Source organism: Alkalihalobacterium sp. APHAB7 (assembly GCF_048323755.1).
Taxonomy (GTDB): domain Bacteria; phylum Bacillota; class Bacilli; order Bacillales; family Bacillaceae_F; genus Alkalihalobacterium.
Genome location: NZ_JBLWFS010000050.1, coordinates 1 through 11,591, shown reverse-complemented (window position 1 = coordinate 11,591; position 11,591 = coordinate 1). Strand labels below are relative to the sequence as shown.

8 protein-coding genes and 1 pseudogene are annotated in these 11,591 nt (G+C 38.9%); 8 read left to right on the top strand and 1 reads right to left on the bottom strand.

Annotated elements, in window-relative coordinates:
- A pseudogene (locus tag ACNSTQ_RS22625) lies at positions 1-151 on the top strand (LD-carboxypeptidase); the annotation flags it as partial.
- Positions 152-517: 366 nt separating this feature from the next.
- On the opposite strand, the gene ACNSTQ_RS22620 reads toward ACNSTQ_RS22625, so the two are convergent.
- Positions 518-2,389, bottom strand: a complete 1,872-nt coding sequence (locus ACNSTQ_RS22620) for a prenyltransferase/squalene oxidase repeat-containing protein (protein ID WP_418202006.1) — start codon at positions 2,387-2,389, stop codon at positions 518-520.
- 256 nt (positions 2,390-2,645) lie between these two features.
- Here ACNSTQ_RS22620 and ACNSTQ_RS22615 point away from each other — a divergent pair, with 256 nt between their 5' ends.
- From ACNSTQ_RS22615 to ACNSTQ_RS22585, 7 genes are all read left to right on the top strand, one after another.
- Positions 2,646-5,168 carry a PAS domain-containing protein gene (locus tag ACNSTQ_RS22615; RefSeq protein ID WP_418202005.1) on the top strand — a complete coding sequence of 841 codons (2,523 nt, stop codon included), beginning with the start codon at positions 2,646-2,648 and terminating at the stop codon, positions 5,166-5,168.
- A gap of 201 nt (positions 5,169-5,369) precedes the next feature.
- Positions 5,370-6,260 (top strand): cupin domain-containing protein, encoded by an 891-nt coding sequence (locus ACNSTQ_RS22610; protein ID WP_418202007.1) that lies wholly within the window; start codon positions 5,370-5,372, stop codon positions 6,258-6,260.
- Positions 6,261-6,845: 585 nt separating this feature from the next.
- Positions 6,846-7,400, top strand: coding sequence for a GNAT family N-acetyltransferase (locus tag ACNSTQ_RS22605; RefSeq protein WP_418202004.1), 555 nt, complete (start codon positions 6,846-6,848; stop codon positions 7,398-7,400).
- Positions 7,401-7,700: 300 nt separating this feature from the next.
- Positions 7,701-8,237, top strand: a complete 537-nt coding sequence (locus ACNSTQ_RS22600) for a hypothetical protein (RefSeq protein WP_418202003.1) — start codon at positions 7,701-7,703, stop codon at positions 8,235-8,237.
- Positions 8,238-8,344: 107 nt separating this feature from the next.
- Positions 8,345-9,064 carry a hypothetical protein gene (locus tag ACNSTQ_RS22595; RefSeq protein WP_418202002.1) on the top strand — a complete coding sequence of 240 codons (720 nt, stop codon included), beginning with the start codon at positions 8,345-8,347 and terminating at the stop codon, positions 9,062-9,064.
- A gap of 181 nt (positions 9,065-9,245) precedes the next feature.
- The gene (locus ACNSTQ_RS22590; protein WP_418202001.1) at positions 9,246-10,172 is read left to right on the top strand and encodes an ABC transporter ATP-binding protein; all 927 of its coding nucleotides are present in this window, start codon (positions 9,246-9,248) and stop codon (positions 10,170-10,172) included.
- Positions 10,165-11,406 (top strand): ABC transporter permease, encoded by a 1,242-nt coding sequence (locus ACNSTQ_RS22585; protein ID WP_418202000.1) that lies wholly within the window; start codon positions 10,165-10,167, stop codon positions 11,404-11,406. Before ACNSTQ_RS22590 ends, ACNSTQ_RS22585 begins: the two co-directional genes overlap by 8 nt.
- The last annotated feature ends 185 nt before the right edge of the window (positions 11,407-11,591 follow it).

The window sequence follows — 11,591 nt, the reverse complement described above, 5'->3', positions numbered from 1 at the left end:
ATACATCCTTGATAAACATCCTTTATTGAAACTAATTCCAGTTCTGTACGATGTTGATTTTGGGCATACACAACCAATTTTTACATTCCCAATTGGTGGGATTGTAGAATTAAATAGTATAGGAAACAAAATAAAAGTTACCAAATTTTAATTACTAAAAACAAAATTGTTCTATACAATTAATTGAACTAACGGAGAGCGTTAGTTCAATAAGAAAAGAAAATATTAGTAGAAAAATGCACAGATAATTAATTTACCTGTGCATTTTTGTATGCTAATAATAGTGCTAATTTGTTTAAGGTTTGAGTGCTAAATTTATAGGAGAGCGTATCGTAAAGCGGTATTTGTTAGCGGGTATGTTGTCATCGTTTTTGAGATCCTATATCACTTTTGTGGAAGAAAGTAGAAGAGCAGTTCTGCCTGATAATGTCCTTCATCAGTTTTATACAGGACATTACGTCTTTTTTTCAATGCTGCCTCTTTCGTGTAAGTACATCTTTTTACAGTTATTATATACTTAATACTTCCTAAAATAATGACTCATTGTTAGCAGGGGCCATATATATTTATAGCTGTGATAGTGAATGTAAAAGACTTCTGGAATGCCACCTCCTGTCGGATATTTAGTGGTCCAATCCGATTGAGTAAACGATTGAATTAAGTAGGTCATGCCTTTATTGATTTCATTCGTTGGCTGATCGTGCGCTGTGATTAGCGCATCTAAGGCCCAAGCGGTTTGAGAGGGGGTGCTAGCTCCAAGGGGGACATATCGTTTTTGAATGTCGCTATAGCACGATTCTCCCCAGCCGCCATCTGTATTTTGTACGGAAAGTAACCAGTTAACGCCTTTTCGAACCGGAGCAGAAGACGGTTCCGTTCCACTCGCTAGAAGACCCGTGATGGCCGCCCACGTTCCGTAAATGTAGCAAATTCCCCAACGACCATACCATGAGCCATTTTCTTCTTGGTTCCTTACTAACCATTGTGTCGCTTTTTCAATCGCTGCATGGGGTAACCGTAAATTTGCATCATTGCCTAGAAATTCAAGTGTTCTTCCCGTTAAATCTGCTGTAGAAGGGTCTAGCAGAACTCGATAGGCATCCTTAAAAGGTAATTGCGCAATTAGTGGATGATCTAAATTTTTTTCAAAAGCGGACCAGCCCCCGTCATCGTTTTGCATCGATAACACCCAGTTCAGCCCGCGGTTCCAGCTATTTCGAAGTGCAGGATGGTGACTAACAGTTGCTCTTATCGCCCGGAGTGAAACGGTCGTATCATCGACATCAGGCTCCAGTGTATTAAAGTCAGAAAACCCCCAGCCTCCTGGAAGTGTATCAGGATTGTTTAATGCCCAATCCGCAAATTCCAGATGTTGCCGCGACAAAAGATAGGTCATCGCATTCTGTATCAAGGGATCCGTTTCAGGTACACCGGCCTGTTGTAAACCATGGCTAAGTAATGCCGTATCCCAGACGGTCGATGGACAATATTCGATGTGGTGAAAATCATTCGTCAGACAAAGTTGGTTGCGGAGTCCATGCAGTGCGTTTTGGATGAAGGGGTGATTTTTCTTGTAGCCGAGGCTAAGCAAAGCAAAGATCATAAAAAAGGTAGCTCCAAAGTAATTATACAGTAATCCGTCTGGTTCAATCCGCTCGAGCATAAACCGTTCTGCTTTTTTCAAAGCTAATTGTCGACTTTCCTTTGGCTTCATTAAAAGAGGTCCGATTTGTTCAAATAAAGTATTTAAAATCAATTTTTCGTCGCCTGTATGAAACTTGAGATCAATCGGTAAACGTGTATTAATTAACTCAGATAAATCAGGAGTATGGCTCGTTTTATAGGAAAAATTAAGGTTTGAAGAAATGAGAACAGGCGTTAGATGAACTCTCGTATAACCGACCAATTGATAAAAGTGAATAGGAGAAGTGCGTGGAAGCAGAAAGCCTTCAATCGGTAGTTGTAAGTGCTTGGGCCAAGGAATGTGCCCAGTTACAGCGAGCAGCGCTTTCGTTAAACTATTCGTCTTTGTCAACCCGCCATGTTCGATAATATATTGTTTCGCTTGCTGCATTTCAGCAGAGTCGGGGTCCATATAATGAGAGAACAACAAGCCGTAATAAGCTTCAACCGTTGCAGAAAGATTGCCTTCCTCTTCATCGTGAAACAGTTTCCAAGACCCATTTGGCTGCTGGATGGATAAAATCCGCGTAACAAGCTGTTGAATCAGCCATTCATCATCTTGCTCTAGAGTTCTTAACAGAATAATCATATACGCATCTGTTAATGGGCCGCCTTCAAAGCAAAAGCGCCAAGACCCATCGTTAGATTGCATCCCGCGAAGCTTTTCAATCAGGTGGGAAGTTGCCTCTTGAACGTGCTGCCTCATCATTAATCCCCCTTAAATCTTTTCAACATTAACCATATGAAATAGAAAATGTAAAAAGAACAGAACTCCATTGAGGGGAGTTGTTTTATTTTTAAGGGCTGATTCGTTCTCAACCTTATTCTCCTACTTTTGTTACTTCAAGTTGAAATATCAGGGAATCTGCTGATTATTTTTAATTCTGGAAAATGTTACTTTTATACTAGGTTAATTTGGTAGTATACGAGTTTAGTTGCATTCGTAATGGATAGGAGTACATATGAAGGAATTATATAATCAAGTCATTAAAAAACGGTATTATATTTCGATTTTTATTATGATCGTTCTCATGAATATTGGATTGTTCTCGTCTAATCCACGGTATGGGGAATGGGATTTCGGATACTTATTACATATCGCTCTAGTTATTATAATAGCTATTTGTTTATTGCTTTATCCGAAGTTTGAGACACATGCGTTTCGAAAAATAATGATTATAACGGCGTTTGTTTATTTCTACACCATTTTCTTTTTATATCCAGAAACGTCGTCAATCTTAATTTTAATTTGTTTTCTACCTGTCATTTCTATACTATTCTTCGATACAAAGCTTTTTTATTTCTCTTTACTATTAAATACGATATTGCTCGGCGTGATCTTTGGCTATATTTTGCTTGTCGAAGCAGGATCTTCTTATTCTTACATTAAAGAAGATGTCGTAGGAAATGTCATTAATTTCGCAGCAACTCAAGTGATTATATTTCTTATTTTTTACTTTACACAAAATCGTTTAAAGCTGGTAGAGGAGCGGAACCTTTTCACGGAAGGGCCCGTTGTAACCTTTGTTTGGAAAATGGCTGACAGCTGGCCGGTTGAATATGTGTCACCAAATGTTTCAGCATTATTAGGTTATTCTCCAGAAGAGATGATGGAACAAAACTTCACGTATGCTGCATTAATTCATCCTGATGATCGAGAACGGATAGGGATTGAAGTCGCTTTTAACATCAAAAATAAAATCGATCAGTACGAGCAGTCCTATCGGATCCGGACAAAAGAAGGACAATATCTTTGGATCCATGATTTTACAAAGCTTATTCGCAATAAACAAGGTCGAGTTGAAACGATTCGAGGGTATATGTTTGACCAGACCCATCTTAAGACAGTAGAGGATGCTTTAGACCAAAAAAGGCGTCGTCTCAATGATATTATTGTTGGAACGAATGCGGGTACTTGGGAATGGAATATTAAAACAGGCGAAACATTCTATAATGAGCGCTGGGCCGAAATTATCGGGTACACGCTGGAAGAACTTTCACCAACGACATTAGAGACATGGAAACGTTTTGTTCATCCAGAAGATTTGAGGAAAAGTGAAGAGCTCTTAACCCAACATTTTTCGAAAGCGATCGATTTTTATGAATTAGAAGTACGAATGAAACATAAAGACGGTCACTGGATATGGGTAGCAGATCATGGACGTGTATCCGCATGGGGGGAAGATGGTTCACCACTTCTAATCTCAGGGACGTATCGTGATATTACGCACCGGAAACAGATGGAACAAGAATTAATTTGTGCAAAAGAAAAGGCTGAAGCAGCTAGCCAGGCCAAAAGTCAATTCCTCGCCAATATGAGTCACGAAATCCGAACGCCTATGAACGCCGTGATCGGAATGACGGAACTTGTCCAAGAGATGGCAACAGAAGAGCAAAAAAAATATTTAGACATCATCCAAAACAGCAGTCGTTCTCTCTTAAACATTATCAATGATATTTTAGACTTATCGAAAATCGAATCGAATACGATTGAGCTAGACCGACAAGGAATCGATTTACAAAAGGTAGTACAAGAAGTTGGAGAAACGTATCAAGTTTTAGCTGAGAAAAAAGGATTGAACTTTTTAATTGATCCGAAAATGGACCCGACACAAAATCATGTTGTTCTAGTGGATCCTCATCGGTTAAAACAAGTGCTCGTCAATTTAATAGGAAATGCAATTAAGTTCACGAATGAGGGTTATATTCGACTTCAATACGAAATCATAGAGAACGCAAAGATCCGCTTTACCATAATGGATACCGGAGTTGGTATTGCTGAAGAGGATTTAGAAAACATTTTCAACGCCTTTATGCAAGCTTCACTTAAACCGACGAAAAAGTTTGGTGGAACAGGGCTTGGGCTGACAATCTCGAAAAAAATAATCGAGTTAATGGACGGGACTATTTTTGTAACAAGTAAGTTAGGGGTTGGCAGTACGTTTGGCTTTGAAATTCCTTACATACCTTTTGAAAAAACGCTAGACCAGCAAAAAGAAATACCATTGAATTTTTCCGCAGGTCAAAAAACGGAAACGATGACTATAGATGATCGAAATCAACGGAAAAACGCACCGAGAAAACATATTTTGTTAGTTGAAGATACCGAGGAAAATCAGTTATTAATACAGGCGTATTTTAAACATTCGAATGTGCAAATAGATATAGCAAACAACGGAAAAGAAGCGGTAGAAAAGTATAGGAATGCATGTGAACGAACGGAACAAAAAATACCATATTATTCGCTCGTGCTAATGGATATTCAAATGCCGATCATGGACGGCTATGAAGCGACAAGGACCATAAGGCAGTTCGAAAAAGAAAATCAGCTCACACCCGTTCCGATTATTGCGCTGACGGCTTATGCGTTAGAAGAAGACCGCCTGAAGACGCTCGAAAGCGGTTGCGATGAACACGTACCCAAACCGGTCCGAAAACAAGAGTTGTTAGGGATAGTAAATCGGTTTCTCAATGGCCTGAAATGAGGTTGAAGTAATAAACTGTCCAAAACTATATGTGGAATATTTGAATGGGTCACGATGTGTGAATTATTTAGCAGATGTAGATGAACCTCTTATTTTTAATTGAAAAATAAATGAGTGATCCGTAGTACCTTTTTTGAATATAGGCATATGATAACTTGAGAATTGGATCAATTTTGAAAGGAATGAACATACGTGTATTATATGCCTCAAACCTATTCATACCCTTATTATCCGAATGGTCACATGTATCAATCGTCTAACGGCATGCAAAGAGGGAGCCAAGGACCGGATTATCAAGCGGCAGAGGACGTACTTGCTGGAATTAAAAGAGAAGCTGCAGCTATTGATCTTTATATGCGACTTGCTGAAGCAGCGCCCAATCAAAAACATAGAACAGACCTTTTACATTCATTAGAAAGCAAAAAAGGACAGTTGAATCAATTAACTCATCTCTATTATTCTTTTACAGGAAGAGAGCCTGTGTACCAAATCGAAAGCGTTCCTTTCCAAAGTTACCGTGAAGGGTTACAAAAAGCTTACCAAGCTGAAGTTGAAGGGTATGAACACTATAGTAGAAGTGGTTCGGCTTCACCGTACCCTCACATTCGAAATGCCTTTATGCAAGCGCTGACTAGTGAACAAGAAAACGCATCGCGCCTTGTTGTTTTAAATCAATTAAAAGATTATGGTTCACAACCATTTGTCGTTGATATTGAAGAGGTGACGAAGGAAAACGAAACGTTCCGTACAGCGTTATGGACAGGAAAACACTTGCAAGTCACGTTAATGAGTATCGAAGTGGGAGAGGACATCGGTTTAGAGAGTCATCCGGATGTTGACCAATTCATTCGGATCGAAGAAGGGCAAGGACTTGTACAAATGGGTGACAGCAGAGACCATTTAGACTTTCAAAAAGAAGCGTTCGCAGACTTTGCGATCATGGTCCCTGCTGGAAAATGGCACAATCTGACAAACACGGGGAATACACCACTAAAAGTGTACTCCATCTATGCCCCGCCTGAGCATCCATTTGGCACCGTTCACGAGACGAAAGAAATAGCCATGGCAGCCGAGCACCACCATCATCATTGATGTCTTTAATTAAATCGATGATTAAGTAAGAGAAAGGCATTTAATTAAGAGAGGAACTGTTACTTTGGCAGTTCCTCTCTTTTTTTATGAGCTGAACAAGAAAGAAAGGAGCAAAAGAGAAGAAGCTGTCGTTTGGAATGCGCTGGCATGAGGGGTGGGAGTTTGGCGGACTGAGAGGCCCTTATTTCGGTAAAAACGGCCATTATAGAGGTGTTTGCGGACTGAGAGGATCTTATTTTCTATAAAACTAGTGAAAATCATCGCTATTTTGCTAGATAAGGGCCTCTCAGTCCGTTTCGACCGTGAAATGATGGGATTTGCCACAAATAGCGTCCTCTCAGTCCGCTTAGCCTATTGATGCGCAATGATAAGGAACGCGCATCGTGGGTCAGCCCCACTGTCACCTCTAGAAATAGTAAATGCAGAATTCCGCACGCATTATAAATCAAATTAAACTGGTAGCTTTTCTTCAACGGTAGCAGGGAAGCTTTTGTTTTAAATTAGAGCACAGTAATTTTAATATAATAGGTAACTATTTTTGCAGGCTATGGTAAGATACAAAAAATACCATTCAGGAGGAAGAGTATGTTTTTACATAGAGTTGATAATCGCACTTCTTTGAAAATATTAGAAATGAAGGATGCCGAGAGAGTTTTTGAATTAACAGATAGATCCAGAGACTATTTACGAGAGTGGCTTCCTTGGTTGGATATGACAAAAACCGTCCAGGACACAGAAGGCTTTATTCGAATGTCTTTGAAGGGGTTTGCTGAAGGGAAAAGCATGAATACAGCTATTTTATACAATGGCGAAATTGTTGGTGTAGCAGGTTTTAATACGATAAATCAGTCAAATAAAACGGCCCAAATTGGCTATTGGATTGGTCGAGAATACCAAGGAAACGGAATTATTACTAATGTATCAAAAACGTTGATTGATTATGCTTTTAATCAATTAGGATTAAATAAAGTTGAAATTAGAGTTGCCGTTGAAAATAGGAAGAGCAGGGCCGTTCCAGAGAGGATAGGCTTTAAAAACGAAGGCTGCATCAGACAATCCGAATGGTTATATGACCATTATGTAGATCATATTGTTTACGGTATGTTAGCTGAGGAGTGGAATGAAAATTTGAAGAACTAGGTTGGAGAATTCTTTTTTAATAAAGGGAAGATAGAGTGGACTGTTATTTGGGCTTACGGTTGGTCTCATTGGTTTTATTATGATCGGATTTGTTGTTCTTCCTTTTATTAAAAGAAAGATGGCAAGTAAGAAAAAGTTCACTACCGAATCAGCCGTTTGGTGGATAGTAGCAACCACTGGGTTGGGGGATAGCGAGTATCTTTCTTTTTGTGTGGTGGTTTAATAAAATTCTTTAATTCTTTGAGATTGTTTTTAGAGTTTTAGAGGAAGTGACATTATTATAATTGAGGAGTGAAACTTATGAGGTTAATCTTAGTATTTGTTACTTTTTTATTAATTCTATCGGGTTGTAACACTGGGTACCCAAGTCTTGAAGAAGCTGTTCAAAGTCAGTGGAAAACACCTATTCAGGTCATTAACCAAGATGAAGAAAATCAATTAGTTTATTATTTGGACCAAACACAGCATATTTTAGGTGTCTATCAATATGAGAATGGAAAATACAAATATAACAATAACCAAAGTGTTGGAATGACATTTTCAACAGAATCCGGCCTGCCTTTTTTAGTCACGGCTAACCATTTTGAAGGTATCGGTAATATTATTCATGGTGCGATTACAACAGATGAACATGAGATAGAAAAGTTTGAGATTCATTATAAAAATGGAGAGATACAAGAAATTGGTGCAAAGAATAATACGTTTATAACAGAATTCCCACCGTCCTTAACAATAGATGTCGAAATGTTTTTTTCTGAAGTTAAAAACGCTGTAGGGTACGACAAGAATGGAGAGATTGTTGAAAAATGGGATAGGAATGCTGAATTAAATAATTGAAGACGAATTTCCCTTAATGGATTGCTGATTTGCTAGTCTAATTGGATGCCGTTACATAAAGAACAAAACCTCTCTTTATAATACTAAACCAAATGGAGGGAAATAGTATGACAAAATTGATTGCTTTATTTTTTGTAGCATTAACAGGGATTGGTCTTAGGTGGGCAATCCTAGGAGAATATGAAGCCTCGCAGCTTCAACTGACATTTATTTTCTTGGGCGCTGCTCCACTATTTCTTTGGATTAGTATTAGGCAAAAGCATAAAGATGCTGTTTATACTCCACTCCAGTCAAGTAGACAATGGACAACGTCATTGAAAGACAAATGGCTCACTGGAGAAAAGAAGATCTTTCAAGGAGAGGAATTAGTAGCTACATACAACCGAGTTTACAACAAGAGCTATTATAAAATTGTAGCTGATCTAATGCGTACACCCGGACTATGGTTTTTACAATTGGCATTTCAATTTAAAGACGGTCGCACGTTTACCGTTACCAGTGAAGAGAACTGGAAAGGAAATGCCCGTTACACAATTTGGCAAAGTAATACAGTGGTAGCAACAATCAGAAGTGACCTTAAATCAGAACACGTTAAAAAGTTGCTGGAGCATACGGTCCTAGAAATCGGTGAACATGTTTATGAATTTCGCGCAAGAACGATTCGATCACGTTTAGAAGTTCTAAAAGACGGTGAACTCATAGGGGAGGTCGAACGGGATCTTACAGGGGTACGTTCGTTAAGTCTAAACTCTAGTGAAGTAAACGTTGAAGACGAACGATTTCTGTTAATGGGCTGGATTGTTTTTTCATATCGGTATAATAAATAGAACTAAACATTTTATCCGCCTATTGGATTCATGGCATTAGTTATTGAAGTAATTTGAAATAGAACAGGCGAGAGAAGATATAGAATAGAAATAAAGCGCATTCCTTGTTTCATTTGAAACCTTTTGCCCATTTATCACGTATGTGTATATGAATCTATAAAAATAGAAAGGGGTCGAGAAAATGGAATCGATGATTTCAGTGAACAAGATCGGAAAATATTTTAAGGACAAGAAAGTTCTTCACGAAATTTCGTTTGATGTACATAAGGGAGAGATTATGGCGATCCTTGGGCCAAATGGTGCAGGGAAATCAACGACGATACGAAATATAATGGGGATTATGTATCCGGATGAGGGAGAGATCTCATTTCGACATCATCAGGGTGTCCCACGGAATAAAATTGGTTATTTACCTGAAGAACGTGGATTATATAAAAATGTAAAGGTCATGGATATCCTTTTATATTTGGCCGACCTGAAAGATTACCCGCTAAAAAAAGCCAAGCAGCGCGCATTAGAATACTTGAAAAAATTTGATCTTGAAGGAAAAGAGAATGTGTTAGTAGAAGAGCTATCAAAAGGGATGGGGCAAAAGGTACAATTTATCGCTTCGATCCTTCATGAGCCTGAACTCTTAATTTTAGATGAGCCATTTTCAGGATTGGACCCGGTAAGTCAGGAGTTATTTAAAGACGAAATTCGTCAATTAGCCAAACAAGGAACGGCAATTTTATTATCATCCCATCAGATGAATTTAGTAGAAGAAATGGCCGATCGGTTGTTTATGATTTCTAAAGGGCAAAAAGTCATCTATGGCACGATGGATGAGGTGAAAATGGAGTATGCCAACTTCAAATGTACGATTAGAGGTCATAATGAGCGTTCGATGTTAGAAGGGTTACCAGATGTGGAACGGATGAAGCAAAATGATAATACGTCAATTCTCTATTTATCCAAACATGTTCATCCAGCAACATGGCTAAAAAACTTACCCGATGACGTGTCTATTCAAGAATTAGTCTTTGATCGAATTACACTTCATGAAATATTTATTGATGTGGCCAATGGAAAAAATTTAATGATGGAGGCAGGTGAGATGGATGCATAACACGTGGAAGGTTGCTAGATGGGAGATTAAAAGAAATATGAAAAATAAAACCTACCTAATTGGGTTATTATCCACTCCGATTATTTTTATTGCCTTTATGTTTTTAGGTAGCTTATTTGGTAGTTCAAATGATGAAAGAATGACTCACGTTTTGGTCAATGATCAAGTGGGAATCTTCAATGAACTAGAAGCAGCAGCAAGTGAAAGTGAATTAAATTGGGACATGGCTCAAACGGGCGTGACAGAAGCAGAGGTGTTAGAGGAGTTAACGACCAGAGAAGACACGGCCTTTATTTTTATTGATGAGCGAGGAATCAATGAAGGTGTGGTTTCTGTTTATACGAGTGAGGAAATCGATGTATTCTTTCATAATCAGCTTCAAGTTTTAGCCCCGCCAATTCAAGCTAAACAGTTGGAAACGCTTGATTTGTCTGTAGAAGAGTTAGCCCCTTTTTTACGTGGTGTCACATTTATGGATGAAACGATTGCTGAAGAAGAATTCGGGGCTACGGAAGGCGAAGAACTAGGAGCCTCAGATAGTGGGAATTTCATGGAACGGCTTGTGCCCGGAGCATTTGCTGGATTTATCATGATTTCCATTGTATTCACGGGTATGGCGATTTTCCAAAGTGCCTCTCAGGAGAAGAAGGATAAACTGGCAGAAATTATATTATCCTCTTTAACACCTTCTGAATTAATGCAAGGAAAAATTGTCGGCTATTTTGTCTTAGGTGTGATTCAGTCCATCGTTTCAATTATTGTTATCCTACCATTCTTAATTGGAAGATTTGATTTACCAATACTAGAATATTTATTCGTACCGGAATTAGTGGTGTTACTTACGATTGCGGTCCTTGGCTTCTTGTTGTTTGCTGCCATTTTTGTAGGTATTGGCGCGACGATGGAAGACATTGGGACAGCAGGCAATTTCCAAGGGATGGTTATGATGCTGCCATTTTCACCGGCGATCTTTATTGGTCCGATTTTAAGCGACCCGAGTGGCTTATTTGCTCAAATTGGTAGCTACATCCCTTTTACTAGCCCTGGGGTGCTCATTCTACGCCTGACTTTATTAGAAGAGTGGCCATGGATGGAAGTCATCATCGCCATTGTAATTTTAATTTTGAGTGTTTGGTTCTTTATGAAGCTAGCAGGAAAAATCTTCAAGGTCGGTATTTTATTGTACGGGAAAAACGCAACGCCAGGCGAAATTATTAAATGGCTGCGCGCATAGTGTTAAATCATGGATTAAAGCGCTGAGGAAAAGGAACTGTCAAAACAGCAGTTCCTCCTTTTGTTCGCCCAGCATGGGCGAACTCTAACGGGTGAAAGTCCCGAGTACGACCTTGTAGCGGTAAGTACATAGCCAAAAGCAAGGGTGTCCATGGTGACGTGGAATCTGAAGGAAGCTCGAGGCAA